Genomic DNA, 24,414 nt, shown 5'->3' with positions numbered 1-24,414 from the left:
CGACCTGCAGTGTCACACCGCTGCGCTAGCGTGCGCCCCGCTCGCACGTGCGTCATGAAGTGCGAGCAGCGAATGGATTTTCGTGGGCCCTTGCGTGGCATGGGCTCGTGGGCACATTCTTTTGACGACGGCTTCCACGCAACCCCAACGGCTTTCCCGGCGGAGGTGGGCAATGCTTTCCATCCAGGAGCACGGCACGGTGGAAGAGGCGAGCAGCAACCTGCTCGACTTCATCCTGATCCCCGACAACTGGCTCGAGCAGGCGCGGCAGGCCGAGGGCCCCTCCGCGTGGCCGGCGTCGGACACGCAGTACCAGCGGCGCGTGGGCACGCTGCGCATCTGTGCGTCGGTGGACGTGGCGCCGTCATTGGACGTGGTGCTCCACATCGCGTTCCGCGCCCCCGGGCTCACGCCCCTGAAGGCCGCGGACCACCTGGAGAGCTTCCTCAAGCAGCGCCTGCCGCTGACGCCCAACAGCGAGTGGCAGGTGGAGGTGGACGAGCGCCGGTGGATCCACTTCTCGCGCCGCTACGCGGGCGCGCACCTGCTGGCCTGACGCGCCGGGCCCGGCCGCGCGCGGGCACGCTGGCGCCTCAGTGCGGCGACAGCTGGAAGTGCCGCAGCGGCAGGGCCACGTTCTTCACCGGGGACTCGGTGAGGGGCCCGAACTGGAGCTTGCGCACGAAGGGCTCCCGCGACGACTTCAGTGCTTCGTGCACGCTCTCCATCACCAGCGTCTCGCGGAAGCCCGCCAGGGACTGGAGGCGCGCGGTCTGGTTCATGCCGCTGGAGAAGGCGGTGTAGCTGCGGTTGGGCCCGAAGAGGCCGCAGTTGGCGGGGGCCAGGTTCACGCCCACCGCCACGCCCAGGCCCGGCAGCTTCACCCGGCGGCACAAGGCGGCGACCTCCTCCCGCGCGCTCAGCTCCGCGGTGAAGGCCTGGATGTCGCACGCGGCGCGCACGGCGGCCTCCGCGCGGCGCACGCGATCCGTCTGGAAGAAGGGCGGACCGAAGAGGCCGATGACGCAATCCCCCACCATCTTGTCGAACACGCCGCCGTGCGCCCAGATGCAGTCCACGGCGCGCGCGCTCCACTCGTCCACGAACCGGCCGATGCTGCGCGGGCTGTCGAAGCCCTGCTCGCAGATGCGGGTGAAGCCGTTGATGTCCGCGAACAGGATGCCCACCTCCTGCACCTGCGCGCGCAGGTGCCGCGCGTAGTCCGGATCCTCCAGCAGCGCGTCGATGGCGACCGTGGGGAAGAACTGCGACAGGTGGATGCGCTCGCGGTTGTAGTCCAAAAGCCGCTGGCTCAGCGTGGAGGCCAGCACGCGGATGAGGTCCATCGCGTACGCGGAGAAGCCCTCGTTGCTCCAGACGACGATCTTGCCCAGGGGCTCGCTGCGCGCCGCCGCGGAGATGAGCACCGCCTCCGTGGTGCGCCCGTCGAACAGGCGCTTGAGCACGCCCGCGTCCCCGTGCAGGAGCCGCGTGCCGTGCTGGTGCAGCAGCGCCTCCAGCGGGGCCCCCGGCTGCTTACCGCTCTCGTACTCCAGCTGCCCGTGGCGGTACGTGCGGTAGTGCAGGACTTGCGGCTGCACGGCGTCGCGGTACAGCAAGAGGAAGCCCGGCAGCCGCACCCGCTGCGCCAGCGTGCGCACCGCCTGGTCCATGCCCGCCTCGAAGACGGGGTTGGCCAGGTGCTCGTTGCACTGGAGGATGAGCTGGTGCTTCTCCGACGCGGTGTGGACCAGCATCAGCACCGTGTCCAGCTCCTCCGCCACCACGTCCAGCGCGCGCAGGCGCTTCGCGGTGGTCTCCGCGTCGCCGGGCGGCCCCGCGTGGAGCACGCCCAGCGTGCCCACCGGTGAGCCCGCCACGTCCAGCGTCTGCGTGAGCAGCGTGCCCGTGTCCCGCACGCTCACGCCGGGGACGCCCGCCAGCAGCCCGCCGGGGAAGACGCCGCCCCAGTCGCCCTCGCTCCAGGTCTGCTCCACCAGCTCCTCGTCCCGCGTGGTGACGGCGATGGCGCGCGCGCCCAGGTGCTGGAGCAGCACCGGGAAGCAGCGCTGGAAGCACTGGCTGAGGGTCTCGCGCTCCCGGAGGCTCTCTTCCAGGAGGTCGTCCGCGACACGCCCCAATTGACGCAGGAAGCGGTACTCCTCCAAGGACAACTCAGGGGGTGGGGGCTGGAGCGCCAGGGTCATGTCCGCCCCTTGTACCGCCGCGGGGCGAGGCTGTCACAGCACCGGCACGTGCTTCGTCCCCCCCACCACGAGGCCGCCGGCCACCTCGATGAGCCAGTAGCCTTCCTTGCCTGCCTGGGTGGAGGAGCCCGCGCCGAACAGGTGGGGCCGGTCCGCCGTGGCGGGGTGGTGGTAGCGCTGGTGGATGTGGCCGTGGAGCACCGCGAAGCGCGGGCCCGGCAGCAGCTTCAGGAGCGCGTCCGCGTCACGCAGGCCGTGGTGCCAGCCGTCCGCGTGGTCGGCGGGACTCCGGGGCGCGTGGTGCACCACCACCAGGATGGCGCGGCCCTCCAGGCGGGCGTCCTTCACCAGGGCCGCCAGCCCTTCGAGCTGCGCGGGCCCCACGGTGCCGTAGGACAGGCCGGGCGAGGGCAGCGGGCGCGCGGAGCACAGCCCCACCACCGCGGCGCCCTCCCCCACCAGGCGCACGAAGGGGAAGGCGCCCTCGCGGCGGTACTCGGGCAGGTCGCTCTCCAGCAGCCCGCCGAAGTGCTGGGCGAAGCGGTCCGCGCGGGCGGCGCCGGGGGTGAAGACGTCGTGGTTGCCAGGGATGACGGTGCAGCGCGCGGGCGTCTGGGCGAGCGGCCCCAGCGCGGCGCGGGCGGCGCGGAACTCCCCCTCCAGCGCGTACGCGGTGAGGTCTCCGGAGAGGATGAAGTGGTCCACGCCGTGCGTGCCCGCGTCGCGGGCGATGGCGGCGAGCGTGGCCTGCGCGTTCCGGTAGGCCTTCGCCCGGCCCCCCACCGTCAGCTCGACGAGCGCCACCCAGCGGCGCCAGCCCAGCTTGCGCAACGGCAGGGCGAAGTAGTCCTCGGTGATGTGGACGTCGGAGCAGTGCAGGAAGCGCATGGACGGAATCACATCCCAGGGAACGGAAGGAGGCGGCGGGGCATTCTCTCCCAGCGGGCGCGCGGAGGAAGTTATGGTTTCGCCCACGATGCGAGGACGCTTCGCCCCCAGCCCCACCGGACGCATGCACCTGGGCAACGTGCGCAGCGCGCTCCTGGGCTGGCTCCAGGCCCGGGCCGCGGGGGGCGCGTTCCTGCTGCGCATCGAGGACCTGGACCGCGCGCGCTGCAAGCCCCAGTTCCTCCAGGACCTCTACGAGGACCTGCGCTGGCTGGGCCTCACCTGGGATGAGGCGCCGCTCGTGCAGAGCGAGCGCGACGCCGTGTACCGCGAGGCGCAGGACCGGCTCGAGCGCGAAGGCCTCATCTACCCGTGCTTCTGCACGCGCGCGGAGATCGCCCGCGCGGCCAGCGCCCCCCATGGCCTCTCCGACGAAGGGCCCCGCTACCCGGGCACCTGCGCGCACCTCACCGCCGGACAGATTTCCGAGCGCGCCCGCACGCGGGCCCCCGCGTACCGCTTCCGCGCCCGCGCGGGCGAGGTGCGCTTCGTGGACGGGCTGATGGGCCCCCAAGCCCAGGACGTGCAGGCGCTGGTGGGGGACTTCGTGGTGCGCCGCAACGACGGCGTGGCCAGCTACCAGCTGGCGGTGGTGGTGGACGACGCGGACAGCCGCATCACCCATGTGCTGAGAGGGGATGACCTGCTGCCCTCCACGCCCCGGCAGCTCCAGCTCTACGACGCGCTGGGACTGACGGCGCCCGCGTTCCTCCACGTGCCGCTGGTGCTGGGCGAGGACGGCAAGCGGCTGGCGAAGCGCGACGGGGCGTTCGCGCTCGCGGAGCTGCGCGCGCGCGGCCGGCCCCCCGAGCACGTCCTGGGCCTGCTCGCCGCCTGGAGCGGCCTGGGCGACGGCGGCCCGGTGACGCTGCCCGCGCTCGTCGCCCGCTTCCGCGCGGACGTGCTTCCGCGCGCGCCGGTGGTGGCGCGCGAGGGACAGCTCCTCGACGCGCTCGGCCTGCGCTGAGGCACACCCGGCCGCCCGTCCCACCCTCGTGCACGGGGCAGACGTGCGGAACTGGTGAAGGGTCGCGTCGGGTGGTGCACACCTTCATCCCGACACGTACGTCCTCGCCGTGACGGACGCGGCCAGGCGACAGACACACGGGAAGCGAGGGTGGAAATCCAATGGCGACCATCGTGGAAAGCGAACGGGCTGGCATCATCCGAGAGAGAGAACGGGCCGACGTCATCCAGGCCATTCCAGGCAGCGCCTCCAAGCTGAGCTGGGGGGCCATCTTCGGCGGCGCCTTCGTGGCGCTGGGCGTGTGGATCCTCCTCTACACGCTGGGGCTCGCGCTGGGCCTGTCGTCGGTGAACCCCGCCAACGCGGGGAGCGCGAGGTCCGCGGGCACCTTCACCGGCATCTGGAGCGTCATCACGCCGCTCGTCGCGCTGTTCGTGGGCGGCGTGGTGGCCGCGCGCACCGCGGGCATCGTGGACAAGACGGGAGGCGCGCTGCACGGCGCGGTGCTGTGGGGCGTGACGACGCTGCTGGGCACCTTCCTGGTGGGCATGCTGCTGTCGTCGGTGCTGGGCACGGTGTTCAACGTGGGCAAGGCCGCGGTGGGCGCGGGAGGCGCGGCGGCCGTGGGCGCGGTGACGGGGGGCGGCTCCGCGGCGAAGGCGTTCGGACTGGACGCCAACGACGCGCTCGCGCCGGTGAACCAGCGGCTGCGCCAGCAGGGCAAGCCCGCCATCACGGCGAACCAGCTGGAGTCGGCGACGAAGGACATCGTCACCGAGGGCGTGCGCCAGGGCCACGTGGACCGCGAGCTGCTGGTGAGCAACATCGCGCAGAACACCCAGCTGTCGCGCCAGGACGCGGAGGACGTGGCCAACCGCGTGGAGCTGCAGGTGGACCAGGCCAAGGGCAAGGCCAGCCAGATGGGTGAGCAGGTGCAGCAGGGCGCGCTGAAGGTGGCCGGCAGCTCCGGCCGCGTCTTCTGGGGCATCTTCTGGGGGCTGCTGTTGGGGCTCGGAGCGTCGGTGCTCGGCGCCACCCTGGGTGTCAGCCGCAAGCAGCGCATCCGCGCCGAAGGGGCGGTGGTCACGACCCCGACGACGCCCACGACGCCCACGACGCGCCGCGAGGTGTATCCGTAGTCCCGGGCGCTCGGGTGCATCCCCGCTTCACGGTCCCCCGTGAGGCGGGTATGACGCGAGGGCTCCGTCCATGGCGCCCTCGCACCCCACCCTCCCCCGCTGGCTCCTCATCCCAGGCGTGACCCTGGGCCTGTTCCTGCTGTTCGCGCTGGGCGCCGCCTGGGTGACGCGCTTCCTGGACCGCGCGCAGGAGCAGGACGAACCCGCCGAGCCGCCGCGCGCCGCGCCCCCGCGTACGCCCGCGCCACCTCCGGAGTCTCCCCGCGCGGAGACCCACGCCGAACCCCCTCCGCTCCCGACCGCTCCCGTGCGTGAGCCCACGCGCGCGCCGCCACCGCCGCGCGGCGGGCCGGACGCCCCGGATCCGCGCCGCGTGGAGTGGGTGGAGCCCGAGGTGGAGGCCACCTCCGGACGCATCGACGCGGAGGACCTGCGCCTGGCGCTCCAGGCGGTGACTCCGCTCGTGCAGCAATGTTTCCAGGACGCGGCACAACGCAACCGGGGCACACAGGAAGTGAAGCTGCGCTTCACCGTGGAGGGGGAAGGCGCGGACGGGAAGATGAACCGGGGCGAGCTGCTCTCCAGCACCATCCCGGACCCGATGGTGCAGGCCTGCGTGCTGGATTCGCTGCTGGACGCGCGCTTCCCGGCGCCGCATTTGGGTGGGTCCGCGACACTCGTGTACCCGTTCCGCTTCGGCGTGCCGGGGGACGCTGGCCCGTGAGGTCGGGTTGCGCTTAAGGTTCAGCCCCCCCTTTCCCCTCGCGCATGCCCGTCACCGTCGAACAGCTCGCGCCTTCCCACACGGACGCCCTGCGCGCGCTGCTGGCGAAGGATCCGGTCCACAACCTCTACCTGCTGGGGTTGTTGGAGGAGTTCGGCATCGCGGCCCCGGCGCGCGAGGCGGCCTTCTCCTTCCATGGCCGCTTCGACAGCGGCGTGCTCACCGCGGCCGTCTTCGTGGGCGGCGAGGGCGGGCTCGTGGTGCCCAGCGCCAGCGACGCCAGCGCCACCAGCGTCATCGCGGACGCGCTCGCCGCCAGCCTCAAGCTGCGCGCCACCGTGGGGGACAAGTCCTCCGTGGACGCGCTGGTGCGCAGCCTGTGCGAAGGCAAGCCGCGCCTGTCGCGCACCCAGCGGCTGTTCAGCGTCTCCGCGGACGACCTGGGGCCGTTCACCAACCCCACCCTGCGCCTGGCCCGGGACGAGGACGTGCCCCGCCTGCTGCCGCTGGCCCAGGGCTACGTGCGCGAAATCCTGGAGCGGGATCCGCTGGCGGAGGACCCCGCCCACTACGAGGCCCGCCTCCTCCAGCGCGTGCGCCAGCGCCGCACCTACGTGCTGGAAGACGACGGCGCGCTCGTGTTCAAGGTGGACATCGGCTGCCGCTCGCAGTTCGGCGCGGAGCTGGAGGGCATGTACACCCTGGCCTCCCGCCGCCGTCAGGGCCACGCCACGCTGTGCCTGGGACAGATTTCCCGGCACCTGCTGTCGTCGCTGCCTCGGCTCGCCCTGCGCATCGACGAGCGCGACGAGAGCACCGCCCGCATCGCGCGCAAGGTGGGCTACCACGCCGGCCGCACCCAGCGGCTCGTGCTGGTGGAGTAGCCCGCGCACCACCGTGTGGCCCCGGGGACAACACAGGCAACAGGCCGCGTTGCTCCCGGAACAACATGGACTACCTATAATTCACGCAAACAAGTGAATTCACACCATCCCTGACCCGGGGCATGGCGCTTGCTCCTGCGAGCGCGTGGCGCGCGGCATCCGCGAGCCCGGCGGATCCAATCCCCGCCGCATTTCACGGGAGCAGTTCCATGAAGGCTTTCCAGACGTTGGCGAAGGTGTGCGCGTTCGGGGTCGTGGCGTTGAGCGCGGGGAGCGCCGCCGCGTGGCAGTACTACCCTGGCATCGCATTCAAGGCCGCATATGCGTCCGACGCCTCGTGCTTCAACGTCCACAGCTACTCCGCCATCCGCAACGACTGTACGACGACGCGCCTGGCGATCGCCTCCGTGCCGATGTGGACGGTGGGCACGCACCCGACGACGGTGCAGATCTACGGCAACAACAGCTGGTGCGAGACGGAGACCGTGAACGGCGTGGGCAACGCCGGCCAGGTGGGCGCGACGACGTACACGCTGTCCGGCCCCATGGCGTGGCAGACGATCAACACGGGGGACCGCTACGTGTGGGAGGACTACGCCATCGTCTTCCGCTGCGGCCTGCAGTCTGGCGGCATCATCGGTGGCTTCACCATCGACTGAGGCACGCCTCATGACTTCCGCCGGCGGAGGTCGCCGGCGGAGGTGCGGTCCTGATGCGTGGCCGCGCGAAGGCTTCACATTCCTCCCCTTCGCGCGGCCCGTCCCTTCCCACGCAGCGCCCGCAGCCCCGTGAGCGCCCCATGTCCTCCCGGCTCCAGACCGTCCTCGCCGTCGCCAACACGGCCGCCATCGTCGGCGGGCTGTTCGCGCTCGTCAGCCATCAGCGGGCCTCCGACGAGGCCCTGGAGGAGCTGCGGGCCCAGGTGCGCAAGTCCACGGTGGGCAACGACGCGAACCAGGCTGAGCGCCGCGCCGCCGCGGAGGCCGCGATGCGCCTGTGGGCCGCCAACGCCGCGCGCCCGTCCGCCACGGCGGGAGCCCGTCCGCCTCAGGGAGGCGCGCCCCCAACGGCCGAGGCCCCGGCGACGGAAGCCGGGGACGAGGTGCCCCCGCCGCCGCCCCTCCGTCCTCCGCCCCCCTCCTTCGAGCAGTCCCGCACGCGCGTGCTCAGCGCCTTCGCCGAGGAGCCGGTGGACGGCGACTGGAGCGCCCGGGCCGCGAGGACGCTCGACGACGCCTTTCGCGAGCACCTGCCCGCGACCTCGCGCGTGAAGTCGCTGGAGTGCCGCGCCACGCTCTGCCGCGTGGAGCTGGTGCACCGGGCCGCGGCCGACCACGGCGCGTTCTTGATGAGCGGCCTGCGCACGTGGCGCGGCTCCGTCTTCATCGCCCGCGAAGCGCAGGAGGGCGATGACTACGTCGTCACCCTGCTCGCGTCGAAGGAGGGCACGAACCCGCCGCTGTGAAGCGCACCAGGACTCCCGCGAAGCACGGTGCGAGTGCGCCACCGCGGGCGCCGCCCCCTTCGCGCCGAGGCGCGTTGATCGCACGGTGCAGGCCCCCCGCGAGCGCCGCCCCCTTCGCGCGGAGGCGCGTTGACCGCACGGTGCAGGCACCCCGCGGGCGCCGCCCCCTTCGCGCCGAGGCGCGTTGACCGCACGGATGAGGCACGGTGCACAGGCGCCCCCGCGAGCGCTGCCCCACCTCGCGCGGCTGGCACGTCCCGGGAGGAAGCGGGCTCGCCTTGGCCCCTCACGACACCCGCGCACGGCGCCCGGCGGATGCCCTACAGTCCGCCCCCGCATGAGCAGCCGTCCCACGCCCTCCCGCCGTCCCCTCTCCGGAGCGGGCCCCGTCATCCTCCACGCGCCCACCGACCCCGGCTGGCTGCCGCTGGCGCTCGCGAACTTCGACGCGGTGCTGGTGGACCACGCCCACTGCGAGAAGAAGGCCGCCGCCAACGCGCTGTCCATGCTCCAGGCCTACCCGGACCTGCCCGGCCTGCCCGCGCAGATGGCCCGCCTGGCCCGCGAGGAGAGCGCCCACCTGGCGCGCGTGCTGGACCTGATGGCCGCGCGCGGGCTCACGCTCACCAAGGACGCGGGCGACCCGTACGCCCAGGGCCTCCAGAAGCACGTGCGCACCCCCGCCCTGGAGCGGCGCGTGGACCGCCTGCTCGTCGCCGCCATCATCGAAGCGCGCTCCTGCGAGCGGCTGTCCCTGCTGGCGGAGGGGCTCACCGACCCGGGGCTCGCCCGCTTCTACGGAGAGCTGGCCCAGTCCGAGGACGGCCACCAGTCCCTCTTCCACCGCCTCGCGGTCACCGCGTCCAACGGAGACGAGGCGGGCGTGGACGCGCGCCTGCAATACCTGCTGGCGCAGGAGTCCCGGGTGATGGCGGACGTGGGCCTGCGCGCCGCCATCCACTGACGCTCACGCCTTCGGCGAGGCGGACGCGACGGGGCCTCATTCCCATCAAAACAAGACAGCCGTGGTGATGCTGCGAAACGGGACGATGGCGGTGGGCGTGGGGAGCGCGCCCCTCATCCCGGACGGCTTCGACCTGCCCTCCGTGTGTGCCGCACCGCGCCGTTTACTGATGGGCGACCGGGCGCTGATAAGAGGAATTAGGCCAGAGCGGTCGAAAGTCCGGTTGACTGCCGGACGTCAGTTGCTTTTGCGGCCTGGGTCCAGAAGGTTTGGTGTTCCTTCCGCTGGTAGGGTCTTCCCCCCTCGCACGACGCGGAATGCGGGAGACCCGACTCATGAAACGCCCCGAGGAAAGCTCCATGACTTCGACGCAAGCGGCCGCCGCCACCGAGCAGGCGCCCACGAAGAACCCCACGCTGCTGGCATGGGTGGCCAAGATGGCCGCGATGACGCAGCCGGACCGCATCGTCTGGTGCGACGGCTCCGAGGCGGAGAAGCAGCGCCTCACCGAGCAGGCCGTGAAGGACGGCACGCTCATCCCGCTCAACCCGCAGAAGCGCCCCGGCTGCTACCTGCACCGCTCCAACCCCAATGACGTGGCGCGCGTCGAGCACCTCACGTTCATCTGCACGCCGAACAAGACTGACGCGGGCCCCACCAACAACTGGATGGACCCGGAGGCCGCGTACACGAAGCTGGGCCACCTGTTCGAAGGCTGCATGAAGGGCCGCACCATGTACGTGGTGCCCTACGCCATGGGCCCGCTGGGCAGCCCCTTCACGAAGATTGGCGTGGAGCTGACGGACAGCGACTACGTGGTGCTCAACATGCGGATCATGACCCGCATGGGGAAGGCCGCGCTGGACATGCTGGGCGACAGCGACGACTTCAACCGCGGCCTGCACTCCACGGGCGACGTGAACCCGGACCGCCGCTACATCTGCCACTTCCCCCAGGACAACACCATCTGGAGCTTCGGGTCCGGATATGGCGGCAACGTGCTGCTGGGCAAGAAGTGCCTCGCGCTGCGCATCGGCAGCTACCTGGGCCGCGAGGAGGGCTGGCTGGCGGAGCACATGCTCATCCTGGGCGTCACCAGCCCCAAGGGTGAGACGACCTACGTCGCCGCCGCCTTCCCGTCCGCGTGTGGCAAGACGAACTTCGCCATGATGATTCCGCCCAAGGAGTACGCGGGCTGGAAGATCGAAACCGTGGGCGACGACATCGCCTGGATGCGCCCCGGTCCGGATGGCCGCCTGTACGCCATCAACCCGGAGGCCGGCTACTTCGGCGTGGTGCCCGGCACCAACAACAAGACCAACCCCAACGCGATGGAGACCATCTCCCGCGACACGCTCTTCACCAACGTGGCCCTCACGGCCGACGGGGACGTGTGGTGGGAGGGCAAGGACGGCGAGGTCCCCGAGGAGCTCACCGACTGGCAGGGCAAGCCCTGGAAGAAGGGCAGCGCGGAGAAGGCGGCGCACCCGAACAGCCGCTTCACCGCCCCCATGACGAACAACCCGGTGCTGTCGTCCAAGGCGAACGACCCCATGGGCGTTCCCATCAGCGCCCTCATCTTCGGCGGTCGCCGCTCCAACACCGTCCCGCTGGTCATCCAGGCCTTCAACTGGACCCACGGCGTGTTCCTGGGCGCCACCATGGGCAGCGAGACGACGGCGGCGGCCACCGGCAAGGTGGGCGTCGTGCGCCGCGACCCCATGGCCATGCTGCCCTTCTGCGGCTACCACATGGGCGACTACCTCCAGCACTGGCTGGACATGCAGAAGTCCATCCCGCAGCTGCCGAAGATCTTCCAGGTCAACTGGTTCCGCCAGGACAAGAACGGCAAGTTCATCTGGCCGGGCTTCGGGGACAACATGCGCGTCCTGGAGTGGATCGTGAACCGCGTGCACGGCCGCGTCCCCACGCAGGAGACGCTGCTGGGCTGGGTGCCGCGCCAGGACCAGGGCCTCAACCTGAACGGCCTGGACCTGTCCGCGGAGGCCGTCGCGGAGGCCACCTCCATCAAGGAGGACGAGTGGAAGAGCGAGCTCAAGAGCCAGGAGGTCTTCTTCGAGCAGCTGGGGACCAAGGCCCCCGAGGCCCTGATGCTCCAGCGCAAGCTGCTCATCGCGCGCCTGGACGGTTGATCGCCGCCTGACGTCCGGGAAGGCCCTTCCGGGGCTGCTTCCGCCCTCCTTCACCGGGGGGTGGGGGTGGCCCCGGTGCTTTTCGGGGGGTCGCCGCTTCGACGGCCGGAATGTTCGGCGGTAGGCTGTGCGCCCCATGAGACTGGTTTTCGTGTTGTCGCTGGCGCTCGCGCTGGCGCCGGGCTCGGCCCTGGCGCAGCGGGGCGGAGCCAAGGTCAACGTGCCGGCCCTCCTGAAGGAGGGCAAGCGCCTCTATGACGCCGGCAAGTACCGCGAGGCCGCCGAGGCGCTGAAGCAGGCCAACGAGGCGCAGCCGCACCCGCGGCTCGTCTACAACATCGCCGTGGCGCTGGAGTACGCGGGCGAGCCCCGCGAGGCGATGACCTTCTATCGCCAGTACGTCACGTCCTCCAGCGAGGAGACCGACCCCGCCCTGCTGAAGAACAGCAACCGCGCCATCGACCGGCTGCGGGTGCAACTGGACCGCGAGGACCAGGCGCAGGCGGTGGCGGACGCGGACCGCAAGCGGCTGGAGGCGGAGGCGGACACCGCGCGGCAGAAGGCGGACGAGGAGCAGGCGGCGGCCCGCAGGGCGGAGGAGGAGAACCAGCGCCAGCGTCAGGCGGAGCTGGACCGCGCGATGAAGTCCTACCGCCAGCAGCGCATCGCCGCGTTCGCCACGGGCGGCGTGGCGGTGCTGGGCGTGGGCGCGGGCGTGCTGTTCGGCCTGCAGGCGCGCGACCAGCGCGACCAGTTCGACAACGCCACCACGCTCGCGGACAAGCAGCGGCTCTCCGACAGCACGAAGAGCAAGGCGCTGCTCGCGGACATCGGCTTCGGCGTGGGCCTGGCGGGGGCCATCACCGCCATCATCCTGTATCCCAAAGAAGGCCCCCCCGCGCAGGGCGAGGTCCGCGTGACGCTCGCGCCGCGCGGTGCCGGGGTCGGCATGGAGGGTCGTTTCTGATGCGCGCGCTGGGAATGATGACGCTGGGCATGGCGCTGTGGGCCTCCGGGTGCAGCTTCACCACGGCGGGCGGCCTGTCTGAATGCGTGACGAGCGGTGACTGCGGCGCCAACAGCGTCTGCACTTCGGGCTACTGCCTGCCACAGCCCGCGGGGTGCGGCCAGGTGGTGGGCGCCACCTCCTCGGCGAACCCGATTCCGCTGGGCGCGGTGGTGCCGCTCACCAACGCGAGCGGGGCCTCGGAGATCGAACAGCAGCGGCTCAACGCGCTGAAGCTGGCCCTCGACGAGGTGAACGCGCTGGAGGGCGTGGGCGGTCGGCAGTTCGTCCTGTACATCTGCGACACGCAGGCCAACGTGGACAACGCCAAGACGCAGGCGAGCTGGCTGGTGAATGACAAGCAGGTGGTGGCGGTGTTCAGCGCGGGCAGCGCGCAGACCATCGGCATCAGCAGCATCACCATCCCGAAGAACGTGCTCGTGATGAGCCACACGGCCACCAGCGCCGCCTTCACCGCGCTGGATGACAAGAACGGCGGCACGGTGGGGCTCGTGTGGCGCACGACGCCTTCGGACCTGCTCCAGGGCCGCGTCATCGCGGATGTGCTCAGCGGCACCACGGCCATCAACGACCCGGGCAACACGTTCACGTCTCCCGCCAAGGTGGGCGTCGCGTACGTGAACGACACCTACGGCCAGGGCCTGTACTCGGCGCTGCTGGACCGGCTGAAGACGAAGACGCTGACGGGCGCGCAGTACGAGCGCAACAAGGACGTGTCCGGCGCGGTGAGCCGGCTGGTGGAGGCCAAGCCGGACCTCACGGTGCTCGCGGGCTTCACCGAGGACAACGCGCGCCTGTTGCAGGCGGCGTCCGCGGCGGGCGTGTCCGTGGCGAACGGCAACCGGTGGTTCCTCACCGACGCCAGCAAGGACCCCACGCTCCTGACGTCGCTGGGCACGAGCAAGTCGGAGATCGTCGGCGCGTACGGCACGGCGCCCGCGTCCGCCCGGCCGCAGGACTCCGTCTACCAGCTCTTCAACAGCCGCTTCGTCACGGCCTACAAGACGGACCCCGCGCAGTTCTCCTTCACGGCCCACGCCTACGACGCCATGTACCTGGTGACGCTGGGCGCGGCGTACGCGGTGGGCAACGACCTGAAGAACCCGCAGCCCGTCACCGGCACGCGCATCGCGGAGGGCCTCACGAAGGTGACCCCCGCGACGGGGCAGACGGCCACCAGCTACTCGCTGGGCCCGGTGCAGTTCACCAACGCGCGCGACGACCTGCGCGCGGGCAAGACCATCAACGTGAAGGGCGCCAGCGGAGACCTGGACTTCAACAACGAGACGGGTGAGGCGCCCTCTCCGTACGAGCTGTTCAAGGTGGAGAGCAGCGGCTTCAAGACGATCCAGCTCATCACCCCGCCGGCGGACTGAGCACCCGCGCCAGCGGCCCCAGCGCGGCGGTGAAGACCTCGGGCGTCGGCAGCAGCGACAGCACGAGGTACGCACCGCCGCCGAAGTCGTGGAAGTACCCCGGCTGCACGCGCACCCCCTCGTCGAGGAGCCGCAGGCAGGTGGCCTCCTCGCCGGGCACCCGCGGGATGCGCAGCACCGCGCTCCAGCCGCCGTGCGCGGGCACCACGTCCCAGGCCGCGTCCGCCGGGCGCGCCTGGACGAGCCGCTCCCGGTTGCCCTTCACCCGCGCCAGCAGCGCCTCCTGGAAGCGCGGCGCGTGCGCGAGGAGCGCGGGCAGCGCGAGCTGGACGGGCGTGGCCACGGACAGGGCCGCGTCCGCCACGTCCTCCAGCCGGGCCAGGGCCTCGTCGCGCGCGTGCGCGGGGCCGCCCACGTGCAGCCACGCGAGCTTCAGGCCGGGCAGGCCCGCCACCTTGGACAGGCCGGACAGGGCGAAGGTGAGGCAGGGAAGGGCCCGGCCCGCCACGGACGTCACCCGCCCCGCTTCCGTGTCCCAGCCCGCATCACAGAAGACCTCGTCGCAGATGAGCGCCAGACCGTGGCGCGCGCACACGTCCGCGAGCGCGACGAGCTCCCCTTCGTGAAGGAAGTGGCCAGTGGGATTGCCGGGGTTCACCACCAACACCGCGCGCGTGCGGGCGTCGAGGGCCGCCTCCACCTGCTCCACGTCCAGCCCGAAGCCATGCACCGCGGGCAAGCGGTAGGGCCGCGCGTGCACGCCCTCCAGGCGCGCGAGGACGTCCACCAACGGGTAGCCGGGCGCGGGGACCAGGAGGGAGTCTCCCGGGTCGCACAGGAGCTTCAGGAGCCACCCGTAGGCCTCGCTGGTGCTGGCGCCCAGGACCACGTGCGCCGCGTCCACGGGCGAGCCCCGCTGGGACAGGTGGGACGCCACGGCCGCGCGCGCGGACGCCAGGCCGAAGGGCTCTGGCGTGTAGAGGAAGGGCGAGGCCGGGAGGCGGGCCAGGAGGTCCGCGTCGGGCAGGGGCAGCCCCACGCGGGTGGGGTTGGTCTCCGCGAGGTCCAGGACGCTCAGCCCGCGCGCGTGGCGCTCGGCGACGGCCTGGGAGAGCGGATTGGGAGTGCGCGCGAAGGCGGTGCGGAGCGAAAAGCGGCTCACAGCCCCGTCTGCAGCATGGCGCTGGCCACGCGGCGGATGAGCTCGCGGCGCAGCTCCTGCCGGCAGTGGTCGATGGCCTTCTCGTGCGGCTGGGGAAGCTCCGGGTTCCGGGTGCGGATCGCGGTGCGCAGGACCAGCTCGACCTTGGACGGTTCGAGCTGGAACAGCCGAGGACCGTCCTTCTGTAGGAAGTAGGACAGGCCGCGCTGTTCAATGAGCTTCTGGAAGAAGCGCCGGACGTCCGCGAGGAGCGTGATGTCGATGATGTCCGCCATTCGTGCCGGCTTTCTCGCGCGGAACAAACGGGACGTCCATTTCGCGGCCACCACCACGCGAAAACTTGCGCGACCTGTAGCACGCGCCCTCAAGCCGAACGCGGCGGAGGCCGATTTATCGGGCCCGCGCGCGTTCGGGCACCAGCGGCGCCAGCGCGCGCCGGAACGCAAGATGGCGCTTGCGCGCGTCCGCCACGTAGGGCACCGGCCCCAGCACCTCCACCCCGTGGCGGGCCTCCAGGTAGCGCCGGTTGTCCCGCTCCGACAGGTCGCGCCCGGGCACTCCGCGCGACAGCACCACGGCCCGCACGGCCACCCTCCGGGACGCCAGCGCCTCCAGCGACAGCGCGACATGGTTGAGCGTGCCCAGCCCCGCGCGCGCGACCAGCACCACCGGCAGGCGGAACACCTGGATGAGGTCCACCACGTCGCGCTTCGAGTCCACCGGAACGAAGAGCCCCCCTGCCCCCTCCACCACCACCGTCCCGCCCTTCAGCCGCCTCCACGCCTCCAGCGTCACCTGGAAGTCCGGCTCCCGGCCCAGCCGCGAGGCCGCGATGCCCGGCGCCAGCGGCGCGCGGAAGCGGTGCGGGCAGACGGCCTCCACCGGCAGCGTGCTGCCCGCGGCCTCGCGCATCGCCAGCGCGTCCGAGGGCGCCTTCAGCGAAGCACAGCCGCTCTCATAGGGCTTGAAGCCCTGGGGCTGGAGGCCCGCGTCCTTGAGGAGCGACAGGAGCGCGCACGACACCTGCGTCTTGCCCACGCCGGTGTCCGTGCCAGTGACGAAGAAGCGCAAGGCGTCAGGGGCCATGGGAGACTCCCACCCGGCGCAGGGCCTCCAGCGCCAGGTCGATGTGGTCCGTCGTGTGGGCCGCGGAGAGACAGAAGCGCAGCCGGCTGGTGCCTTCCGGCACGGTGGGCGGACGGATGGCCTTCACCAGCAGTCCCGCCTCGCGCAGGCGCTTCGCCGCGTCCAGGGCGCGCGCGGGTTCTCCCAGGATGACCGGGAAGATGGCGCTCCGGGGTTCGGCGGGCAGGCCCAGGGCGCGCAGGCCGTCGGTGAAGCGGTGGATGTGGCCCCACAGCCGCTCGCGCGGAGCGGGGTCGTGCTCCACCAGGTCCACCGCGCACTCGGCGGCGGCGCACAGGGCGGCGGGCAGCGCGGTGGAATAGACGAACGGACGCGCGCGGCTCACCAGCAGGTCCGCCACGGCGCGCGAGGTGGCGACGTACGCCCCCAGGCCGCCCAGCGCCTTGCTCAGCGTGCCCATGCGCAGGTCCACCCGGTCCTCCAGGCCCAGTGCCTCGCACAGCCCCGCGCCGCGGGCGCCCAGGACGCCGGTGGCGTGCGCCTCGTCCACCATCAGCGCGGCGCCGTGGGCCTCGCACGCCTCCACCAGCGCGCGGAGCGGCGCCACGTCCCCGTCCATGGAGAAGACGCTGTCGGTGACCACCAGCTTCCGGCGCGCGGGCGTCTCCTCCAGCGCGCGGCGGAGCGCGGCCACGTCCGCGTGCGGATAGACGGCGACGCGCGCGCGCGACAGCCGGCAGCCGTCCACCAGCGAGGCGTGGTTGAGGGCGTCGGAGAACACCGCGTCGCCGGGGCCCACCAGCGCGGGCAGGATGCCGGTGTTGGCCGCGTAGCCGGAGTTGAAGAGGCGCACGGCCTGCGCGCGCTCGAAGCGGGCGAGCCGCGCCTCCAGCCGTTGGTGCGGCACCATGTCCCCCACCACCAGCCGGCTCGCGCCGGTGCCCACGCCGTAGCGCTCCAGCGCGGACGCGGCGGCGGCGCGCACGGCGGGGGACGCCGCGAGGCCCAGGTAGTCGTTGGAGGAGAAGTTGATGAGCCACCCGTCGCCCAGGCGTACCTGGGCGCCCTGGGGCGAGTCGAGCGGCTCCAGCGCGCGGCGCAGGCCCTTCGCGCTCAGGGCCTCCAGGTCCTCGCGCGCCCAGCCGTCGGCGACGGAAGCGGTGGCGCTCACCGGTCCTGCCGGGGCTCCAGGGGGCGGATGCCCGCCTTCTCCAGGAGCGCCATGTCCTGGGTGTACTCGGGGTTGCCGGTGGTGAGCAGCTTCTCCCCGAAGAAGAGCGAGTTGGCGCCCGCCATCATGCACAGCAGCTGGGCCTCCTCGTTCATCTGCATGCGGCCCGCGGACAGGCGCACCATGGCCTGGGGCATCAGCAGGCGGGCGGTGGCGATGGTGCGCACCATGTCCACCGACTCCACGCGGTGCTGGTCGGCCAGCGGCGTGCCGTCCACGGGGACGAGCGCGTTGATGGGCACCGACTCCGGGTGCACGTCCTGGTTGGCCAGCGTGCGCAGCAGGTTGCAGCGGTCGTCCACGGACTCGCCCATGCCGATGATGCCGCCGCAGCACACGGAGATGCCCGCGCCGCGCACCCGGTCGAGCGTCTTCAGCCGGTCGTCATAGGTGCGGGTGGAGATGATGTCGCCGTAGTGCTCCGGCGACGTGTCCAGGTTGTGGTTGTACGCGGACAGGCCCGCCTCGCGCAGGCGCTTCGCCTGGCTGTCGCTGAGCATGCCCAGCGTGGCGCACGCCTCCATGCCCAGGGCCCGGACGCCGCGCACCATCTCCAGCACGCTGTCGAACTGCGGGCCGTCCTTCACCTCGCGCCACGCCGCGCCCATGCAGAAGCGGGTGGCCCCGGCCTGGCGGGCCTGCGTCGCGGCGGCCAGCACCTCCGGCACCGCCATCAGCTTCTCCGCCTTGACGCCCGTCTTGTAGCGCGCCGCCTGAGGGCAGTACGCACAGTCCTCCGGACAGCCGCCCGTCTTGATGGAGAGCAGCGAGCAGAGCTGCACCTTGTTCTCCACGAACACCCGCCGGTGCACCGTCTGCGCCTGGTGCACCAGGTCCAGGAGCGGCAGCTGGTACAGGGCCTTCACCTCCGCGAGCGTCCAGTCGTGTCGCACCACCACCCCTTCCGGGGCGGGGGCGGCGTGGTGGGCGTGGCCGTGGAAGGACTCGGCGGTGTCGGACATGCGGGCTCCTTGAGAGACGTCAGGAGGCCGACGGTGCGTGGCCCGGAGGCCATTGTCAACGCTCTCGCGACAGGGGGTTGACGAGCCGCCGTCCCGAGCGGGCCCCCCGTGGGGGAGGCCGGTGGGGACGGAAGAAGAGGGACGCCCGTGCGTGACGGACGTCCCTCGCGGTGTCCCCGCCGCGGCGGCTGGGAGATGCCCCGCGTGAACTACACGTGGACGCGGCGTCCGCGGCCGGCGAGCCCCACGAGGAAGAGCACGACCAGCGCGCCCAGGACGGAGAACAGCAGGCCGGTGGGGTGCAGGTCGAAGACGCGCCCGTCGCTGGAGAACAGCGACCCCACGAAGCCGCCCACGAACGAGCCGGCGATGCCCAGCAGCGTGGTGGCGATGAGCCCCATCGACTGGTTGCCCGGCATGATGGCGCGCGCGATGAGCCCCGCGACCAGACCAATCACCAGAAACGCGATAATCCCCATGACACTCTCCCTGTGTGGGGGCTCGCTCCGCGCGACGCCCGTGGAGCAGAACGTGGGATGCCCCACCCTGTGGGGCAACTCGCTACCTGATCCACGACATGACGCCTGCCTGCCCTGCGGCCATGGCGTCCACGCGGGACGGGGAAACGTCAGGGGTCTGGGGTAGACAGCTCAACCCATGGCGAAGGCGAAGACGCACTACACCTGTCAGGCCTGCGGCTACCAGACGGCGAAGTGGCTCGGGAAGTGTCCGGACTGCGGCGCCTGGAGCTCGCTCCTGGAGGAGACCGAAGCGAAGGTGGACGACAAGCGCCCGGCGTGGGGCGCGTCGGGGGGCGCCTCCCGGCCGGTGAAGCTGCAGGACGTGACGGGGGAGACGGAGGTGCGCCGGCGCACGGGCATCGCGGAGTTCGACCGCGTGCTGGGCGGCGGCGTGGTGGGCGGCTCGCTGGTGCTGCTGGGCGGCGACCCGGGCATCGGCAAGTCCACGCTGCTCCTGGCGGCGCTGGACAAGCTGTCGCGGCACGGGCCGGTGCTCTACGTGTCGGGCGAGGAGAGCCTCCGCCAGACGAAGATGCGCGCCGAGCGCCTGCGGGTGGAGAGCGACGCCATCCACCTGTTCGCGGAGACGGACGCGGAGCGGGTGCTCCAGGCGGCGGAGGCGCTGAAGCCCCAGGCGCTGGTGGTGGACTCCATCCAGACGCTGTACCTGCCGGAGCTGGGCAACGCCCCGGGGAGCATCACCCAGGTGCGCGAGGTGGCGGGCCGGCTGATGGCCTTCGCCAAGCGCAGCGGGGTGCCCACGTTCCTGGTGGGGCACGTGACGAAGGAAGGGTCCATCGCGGGTCCCCGGGTGCTGGAGCACATGGTGGACACGGTCCTCTACTTCGAGGGCGAGCGGGGCCACCCGTTCCGCCTGCTGCGCGCGCACAAGAACCGCTTCGGCAGCACCAACGAGATCGGCGTCTTCGAGATGAAGGGCGTGGGGCTGGTGGAGGTGGCGGACCCCTCCGCGCTGTTCCTCTCCGAGCGGCCGCAGGGCAAGTCCGGCAGCGTGGTGACCAGCACGCTCAACGGCACGCGGCCGCTGCTGGTGGAGGTGCAGGCGCTGGTGGCGCCCACGGGCTACGGCACCGCGCGCCGCACGGCGATCGGCGTGGACGGCAACCGCGTGGCGCTGCTGGCCGCGGTGCTGGAGAAGAAGGAGGAGATTCCGCTGGTGGGCTGCGACCTGTTCGTCAACGTGGCGGGCGGCATGCAGTTGAGCGAACCGGCGTGCGACCTGGCGGTGTGCGCGGCGCTGGTGAGCAGCCTCCAGAACCGGCCGCTGGATGCCAAGACGCTGGTGCTGGGGGAGGTGGGGCTCGCGGGCGAGGTGCGCGCGGTGGGCCAGGTGGAGCCCCGGCTCGCGGAGGCCGCGAAGATGGGCTTCCAGCGCGTGGTGCTGCCCGCCGGCAGCGCGCGGCGGCTGGAGTCCTCCAACAAACTCCAGGTGGTGGGCGTGGAGACGCTGGGCGAGGCGCTGGCCGCGATGTTCGACTGACGGCCCGCCTCAGCGCGGGGGCCGAGGCGGGGACAGGCGCGGGGGCTCCGTGAGGGGCGGAAGAGCAGGGAAGACCCCGGGGTCCGCGTGGAGCCGAGCCGGGTCGCGGCGGGAGGCCTCCACCTGGGCCGCGCGCATCCGCACCGCCTGCAGCCACCGTGCATGCCGGGCCTTCAGCCGCAGGTACACCTCCAGCGGCGCGTCCTTCGCGAGGTCCTCCTCGGGCCGCGAGGAGGCCCAGAGCAGCAGCTCGTTCAGGACGGCATGGCCCTCCTGGCGATCCACCTCCATCACGGCGGGCTGCATCAAGGACACCCGCTTCTCGCGGATGAACGCGAGGTAGCGGCCCAGCGCCTCGCGGCCCACGGCGCCGCCAGTCCTGCGGCGCGCGACGGTCGTGTCCTTCGCGAACGCGGGCGCGGAAGCACCGTGGTAGCGCCCGTAGCCGTGCATCCCCACCGGCAGGGCATGGACACCCGGCGTCGCGCAGCCCCCGAGCGTCAGGATGAGCACCAGACCTCCGCTGAATTTCGCGAGCCATCCCTCTGGCATGTCGAGCCCCCCTGAGCAGTCCTTGCTACCAGCCGGGACTGACGTGCCTCGCCAGCCCCTTCCTGACGTCCGAAGCCGCCCGCGCGGACCGCGCCACCGCGGGACGTGAGCCCCCGCGCGAGGCAAGGCGCGCGCCCGGGAACGAGGACTGGCCAGCGCCTGGGGCATGCCGTTTGATGTGGGGGTGCGAGGAGCGCCGCCCGGATGAAGCATCGCCCCCATTCCTCCCGCCTGCGGGACGCGCTGGGCTCGCTGTCGGCGCGGCTGCTGGTGGCGTTCCTCCTGCCCACCCTGCTCTTCCTGGCCCTCGCGGGGGCCTCCGTGTACGCGCTCGCCCGCGCGAGCCTGGAGGACGAGCTGGGGGCCAGCCTGTCCGCGCTGGCCGCCGCCACCGCCAGCCAGGTCAGCGGCGAGCGCATGCTCACCATCGAACCCGGTGACGACGTGTCCGGGACCCGCACCTGGCGCAACCTGGTGCGCCTGCTGGAGGGGGTGCGCTCCGCCAGCGGCGTGCGCCGGGTGTACGCCGTGGACGCGCGGGGCCGCGTGCGCACGGACGTGGGCGGCAACCTGCCCGTGGGCACCGAGGTGCCGGAGCTCGCGCGCGACCGGCTGGAGCTGACGCGCGTCCTCGCGGGCAAGCGCGCCGCCAGCGAGGTCCTGTTCACCGGCTCCGACGGGCTGCTCTACAAGACGGGCTACGCGCCCGTGGTGCAGGACGGACAGGTGGTGGGCGCCATTGGCGTGGAGGGCAGCGCCGCCTTCTTCGGCCCGCTGCGGCGCTTGTGGCGGACCTTCGTCATGGCCAGCGCGGTGGCGCTGCTCGCGCTCGCCGTCATCGCCGTCATCACCGCCCAGGGCCTGGCCCGCCCCCTGCGTCGGCTGATGGACTCCGCGCTGCGCATCGGACGGGGGGACCTGACCACGCCGGTGCCTCCGGAGCCCACGCGAGAGATCGGCGTGCTCGCGCGAGAGCTGGAGGTCATGCGCGGCGCGCTGGAGGGCCGGGACCGGCAGCTCAAGCTCATGCTCGCGGGCGTGGCCCACGAGGTGCGAAACCCGCTGGGCGGCATCGCGCTCTTCTCCGGCCTGCTGCGCGAGGACCTGCGCGCGGGGGCCCACGCGGACGCGAACAGCCACGTGGACCGCATCCAGCGCGAGGTCACCTACCTGCAGCGCATCGTCGAGGACTTCCTCGCCTTCGCCCGCGAACAGCCGCTGGCGCGCGCGCCCATGGAGGCGCCGGACCTCCTCTCCAGCGCGTGCGAGCTGCTCGCCGTGGAGGCCAGCGGCAAGGGCGTGACCCTGGACGTGGACGCCGCGCCCGCGCACCTGGAGGCGGATGGCAGCCTGCTCACCGCCGCGCTCGTGAACCTGGTGAAGAACGCCGTGCAGGCCGCGCCCGCCGGCAGCCGCGTGCGCGTCCGGGGCCAGCTGCGCGACGGCGGCTACGCCATCGACGTCCAGGATGCCGGCCCCGGCGTCCCCGAAGCGGAGCAAGAGCGCATCTTCGAGCCCTTCTTCACCACCCGCGAGCAGGGCACGGGCCTGGGCCTCCCGCTCGCGAGGAAGATCGTCCGCGCTCATGGCGGTGAGCTCGCCCTGCGCTCCACGCCCGGCGACACCGTCTTCACGCTCACGCTGCCCTGTCCCGTTCCCGCGGAGGGTGCGGCTCGGGCGCGCTGACCGGCTCCTCCTCCTGGACCTCGAACTGCATCGCCATCTGCCCCACCTCGCCTGAGACGACCTGCAGCGTCCGCGTCGCCTCCTGCGTGGCGGACAGCCTGCGCAGGGTGCCGTCCATGAGCTGTGACAGGTCCGCGATGGCGGTGGCGATCTGCGCGAAGGCGGCGTTCTGCCGCGTCACCGCGTTGGCGATCCTCCGCGCGGCCGCGGAGCTCTCCTGGGAGCTCTTCGACAGCGCGCGCAGGGAGTCACCGGAGGCGCGCATCTGGTCCAGGCCCGCGGCCACCCGCGCGCCGCCCTGCTCGCTCATGGACGCCGCGTCGCGGATGCCCTGGGCGATGTCCATGAGGATGGTGCGGATGCGCCGCGTGGCCTGGACGGACTGGTCCGACAGCGCGCGCATCTCCCGCGCCACCACCGCGAAGCCCCGGCCCGCCTCGCCCGAGCGCGCCGCCTCGATGGCCGCGTTGACCGCGAGCAGGTGGGTCTGGTCCGCCAGGTCCTTCACCGCCTCCGTGATCTCTCCAATCTGCGCCGTGCGCTCCTCCAGCCGGGACAGCCGCTCCTGGATGCCTGACACCACGCCCTGGATGGCCGCCAGGCCCTCCAGGCTCTGCACCACCGCGGCCTCCCCCTGATTGCCCAGCGTCTCCGCGCGGAGGGCCACGCGGAGCACCTCCTCCGCGGAGTCGGAGGCCACCCCGGCGGCCCGCCGCAGCTCCTCGGACGTCACCCGCGCCTCGTGCAGCGCCGCCGCCTGCCGGCTGAGTCCCTGCTGCTGCTCCTCGTTGGACACCCGGAGGTCCGTGCCCGCCTCGCCCAGCCGCTGGGCGGAGGTCCGGAGCAGCCGCGGGAAGCGCCGCAGCCGGGACAGCACCCCGTTCATCCCCGACGCCAGGTCGCCCATCTCATCCGTGGACACCCAGCGCGGCGAACGGATGCGCCCGGACGCCAGGCCGGAGAGGGCGCCATGCACCGCGCCCGCGCTCACGGCCTGCCGCCGCGCGAGCATCCACGTGGTGAAGGCCGGCAGGATGAACACCAGGGCACACACCCACGGCAGCGCGAAGCCCAGCTCCGCGAACAGCGAACCGCCCACGTCATCCAGCCGGGAGGCGGAGAGCACCGCGCCGTCCGCCAGCAGCACTTCCTTCAGCTGGGCGCGCACCCCCAACAGCTTCACCACCACCACGCACGCGCTCAGCATCAACGTGGCGAAGATGGTGGACAGGAAGGTGAGCGGCAGGAACCACACCTGCCGGGGCCAGAAGAGCCCCGAGCCCGCGGGGGCCACCTCCGGATTCAGGCCCTGCTCCCGCAGCGCCCAGGGCAGCGTCAGGCGCTCCAGGCCCAGGCCGAACGGGAACGCCACCACCACGCCGAAGCAGAAGGCGATGAGCGTGCCCAGCCCCAGCCGGAACCAGTCCTTGCCGAACCACACGCACACCGGGAGGCTGAAGAAGAAGCCCCCGAGCGTCCACGCCGCGGAGGTGGTGAACACCATGGAGCGCCAGGGCAGCTCCAGGATGCGCCGCAGCCGGTCCCCGGGGACATCCTTCTCACGGCGCCGCAGCGCCCAGCCCGCGAGCCAGCGCAGCGTCACGTAGGGGTGGAGCAGCCCGAACACGAGCACGATGAACGGCAGGACGGTGGCGGTGACGCGCACGCCTTCCTGGCTCGACAGCCCCATCGTCATCGCGATGAGGTACGCGCAGAGGATGGAGGGCGGCAGGACCCACCGGAGGAACAGCCACATCCCGCGCCATGCCAGGTCTCGGACGCCTTCGGCTTCATTCATCTGCGCACGCCCCCTCCGGCCCGACGAACGGCGGGCCGGACTTGTCTCGCGACTTCAAGTC

The 24,414-nt window shown here is 72.2% G+C and carries 23 protein-coding genes; 13 read left to right on the top strand and 10 right to left on the bottom strand.

Annotated features, from left to right (window positions below; translation table 11 throughout):
• Positions 1 to 172: 172 nt before the first annotated feature.
• Positions 173 to 556, top strand: a complete 384-nt coding sequence (locus GTY96_RS01785; protein ID WP_143897894.1) for a hypothetical protein — start codon at positions 173 to 175, stop codon at positions 554 to 556.
• A gap of 37 nt (positions 557 to 593) precedes the next feature.
• Here GTY96_RS01785 and GTY96_RS01780 read toward each other — a convergent pair whose 3' ends face one another.
• Complete coding sequence (locus GTY96_RS01780) at positions 594 to 2,207, bottom strand: adenylate/guanylate cyclase domain-containing protein (RefSeq protein WP_161663690.1); 1,614 nt, start codon at positions 2,205 to 2,207, stop codon at positions 594 to 596.
• A gap of 33 nt (positions 2,208 to 2,240) precedes the next feature.
• Entirely contained in the window at positions 2,241 to 3,095 is an 855-nt protein-coding gene (locus GTY96_RS01775; RefSeq protein WP_143897890.1) for a metallophosphoesterase family protein, read from the bottom strand.
• An 88-nt stretch (positions 3,096 to 3,183) separates the two neighbouring features.
• On the opposite strand from GTY96_RS01775, the gene gluQRS reads away from it, so the two are divergent.
• From gluQRS to GTY96_RS01725, 10 genes are all read left to right on the top strand, one after another.
• Positions 3,184 to 4,122, top strand: coding sequence for a tRNA glutamyl-Q(34) synthetase GluQRS (gene gluQRS, locus GTY96_RS01770; RefSeq protein ID WP_235685278.1), 939 nt, complete (start codon positions 3,184 to 3,186; stop codon positions 4,120 to 4,122).
• 161 nt (positions 4,123 to 4,283) lie between these two features.
• On the top strand, positions 4,284 to 5,261 hold the full coding sequence (locus GTY96_RS01765; protein ID WP_143897887.1) for a hypothetical protein: 978 nt from the start codon (positions 4,284 to 4,286) through the stop codon (positions 5,259 to 5,261).
• Between the two features lie 70 nt (positions 5,262 to 5,331).
• Positions 5,332 to 5,985: an AgmX/PglI C-terminal domain-containing protein gene (locus GTY96_RS01760; protein ID WP_143897885.1), complete on the top strand. Its 654-nt coding sequence runs from the start codon at positions 5,332 to 5,334 to the stop codon at positions 5,983 to 5,985.
• Between the two features lie 44 nt (positions 5,986 to 6,029).
• Positions 6,030 to 6,869 carry a GNAT family N-acetyltransferase gene (locus GTY96_RS01755; RefSeq protein WP_143897883.1) on the top strand — a complete coding sequence of 280 codons (840 nt, stop codon included), beginning with the start codon at positions 6,030 to 6,032 and terminating at the stop codon, positions 6,867 to 6,869.
• A 209-nt stretch (positions 6,870 to 7,078) separates the two neighbouring features.
• Positions 7,079 to 7,528: a hypothetical protein gene (locus GTY96_RS01750; RefSeq protein WP_161663689.1), complete on the top strand. Its 450-nt coding sequence runs from the start codon at positions 7,079 to 7,081 to the stop codon at positions 7,526 to 7,528.
• A gap of 140 nt (positions 7,529 to 7,668) precedes the next feature.
• A complete protein-coding gene (locus GTY96_RS01745; protein ID WP_161663688.1) occupies positions 7,669 to 8,334 on the top strand; it encodes a hypothetical protein in 666 nt (221 codons plus the stop codon).
• Between the two features lie 337 nt (positions 8,335 to 8,671).
• On the top strand, positions 8,672 to 9,298 hold the full coding sequence (gene miaE / locus GTY96_RS01740; protein WP_143897877.1) for a tRNA-(ms[2]io[6]A)-hydroxylase: 627 nt from the start codon (positions 8,672 to 8,674) through the stop codon (positions 9,296 to 9,298).
• Between the two features lie 359 nt (positions 9,299 to 9,657).
• Complete coding sequence (locus GTY96_RS01735; RefSeq protein WP_143897875.1) at positions 9,658 to 11,451, top strand: phosphoenolpyruvate carboxykinase (GTP); 1,794 nt, start codon at positions 9,658 to 9,660, stop codon at positions 11,449 to 11,451.
• Positions 11,452 to 11,587: 136 nt separating this feature from the next.
• Entirely contained in the window at positions 11,588 to 12,418 is an 831-nt protein-coding gene (locus GTY96_RS01730) for a tetratricopeptide repeat protein (RefSeq protein WP_143897873.1), read from the top strand.
• The gene (locus GTY96_RS01725) at positions 12,418 to 13,854 is read left to right on the top strand and encodes an ABC transporter substrate-binding protein (RefSeq protein WP_143897871.1); all 1,437 of its coding nucleotides are present in this window, start codon (positions 12,418 to 12,420) and stop codon (positions 13,852 to 13,854) included. The genes GTY96_RS01730 and GTY96_RS01725 overlap by 1 nt, the downstream gene beginning before the upstream one ends.
• Here GTY96_RS01725 and GTY96_RS01720 read toward each other — a convergent pair.
• From GTY96_RS01720 to GTY96_RS01695, 6 genes are all read right to left on the bottom strand, one after another.
• Entirely contained in the window at positions 13,835 to 15,016 is a 1,182-nt protein-coding gene (locus GTY96_RS01720; protein ID WP_161663687.1) for a pyridoxal phosphate-dependent aminotransferase, read from the bottom strand. The two genes, GTY96_RS01725 and GTY96_RS01720, sit on opposite strands and share 20 nt — an antisense overlap.
• A complete protein-coding gene (locus tag GTY96_RS01715; protein WP_143897867.1) occupies positions 15,013 to 15,291 on the bottom strand; it encodes a hypothetical protein in 279 nt (92 codons plus the stop codon). Before GTY96_RS01715 ends, GTY96_RS01720 begins: the two co-directional genes overlap by 4 nt.
• Before the next feature lie 115 nt (positions 15,292 to 15,406).
• The gene (gene bioD, locus GTY96_RS01710) at positions 15,407 to 16,102 is read right to left on the bottom strand and encodes a dethiobiotin synthase (RefSeq protein ID WP_161663686.1); all 696 of its coding nucleotides are present in this window, start codon (positions 16,100 to 16,102) and stop codon (positions 15,407 to 15,409) included.
• Complete coding sequence (gene bioF, locus GTY96_RS01705; protein WP_143897863.1) at positions 16,092 to 17,273, bottom strand: 8-amino-7-oxononanoate synthase; 1,182 nt, start codon at positions 17,271 to 17,273, stop codon at positions 16,092 to 16,094. Before bioF ends, bioD begins: the two co-directional genes overlap by 11 nt.
• Entirely contained in the window at positions 17,270 to 18,295 is a 1,026-nt protein-coding gene (bioB, locus tag GTY96_RS01700; RefSeq protein ID WP_161663685.1) for a biotin synthase BioB, read from the bottom strand. The genes bioF and bioB overlap by 4 nt, the downstream gene beginning before the upstream one ends.
• A 209-nt stretch (positions 18,296 to 18,504) precedes the next feature.
• Entirely contained in the window at positions 18,505 to 18,774 is a 270-nt protein-coding gene (locus GTY96_RS01695) for a GlsB/YeaQ/YmgE family stress response membrane protein (RefSeq protein ID WP_120597359.1), read from the bottom strand.
• A 178-nt stretch (positions 18,775 to 18,952) separates the two neighbouring features.
• Here GTY96_RS01695 and radA point away from each other — a divergent pair, with 178 nt between their 5' ends.
• On the top strand, positions 18,953 to 20,317 hold the full coding sequence (gene radA, locus GTY96_RS01690) for a DNA repair protein RadA (RefSeq protein ID WP_161663684.1): 1,365 nt from the start codon (positions 18,953 to 18,955) through the stop codon (positions 20,315 to 20,317).
• A 9-nt stretch (positions 20,318 to 20,326) separates the two neighbouring features.
• On the opposite strand, the gene GTY96_RS01685 is transcribed toward radA, so the two are convergent.
• Positions 20,327 to 20,869, bottom strand: a complete 543-nt coding sequence (locus GTY96_RS01685) for a hypothetical protein (RefSeq protein ID WP_161663683.1) — start codon at positions 20,867 to 20,869, stop codon at positions 20,327 to 20,329.
• Positions 20,870 to 21,073: 204 nt separating this feature from the next.
• Between GTY96_RS01685 and GTY96_RS01680 the strand changes: the two genes are divergently transcribed.
• Entirely contained in the window at positions 21,074 to 22,555 is a 1,482-nt protein-coding gene (locus tag GTY96_RS01680; RefSeq protein ID WP_143897857.1) for a sensor histidine kinase, read from the top strand.
• Here the strand turns inward: GTY96_RS01680 and GTY96_RS01675 are convergent.
• The gene (locus tag GTY96_RS01675; RefSeq protein WP_161663682.1) at positions 22,506 to 24,353 is read right to left on the bottom strand and encodes a methyl-accepting chemotaxis protein; all 1,848 of its coding nucleotides are present in this window, start codon (positions 24,351 to 24,353) and stop codon (positions 22,506 to 22,508) included. The genes GTY96_RS01680 and GTY96_RS01675 overlap by 50 nt on opposite strands.
• Positions 24,354 to 24,414 lie beyond the last annotated feature (61 nt).

It is taken from the genome of Corallococcus silvisoli, from assembly GCF_009909145.1.
Taxonomy (GTDB): Bacteria; Myxococcota; Myxococcia; order Myxococcales; family Myxococcaceae; genus Corallococcus; species Corallococcus silvisoli.
This window is presented reverse-complemented; position numbering and strand designations above follow the sequence as displayed.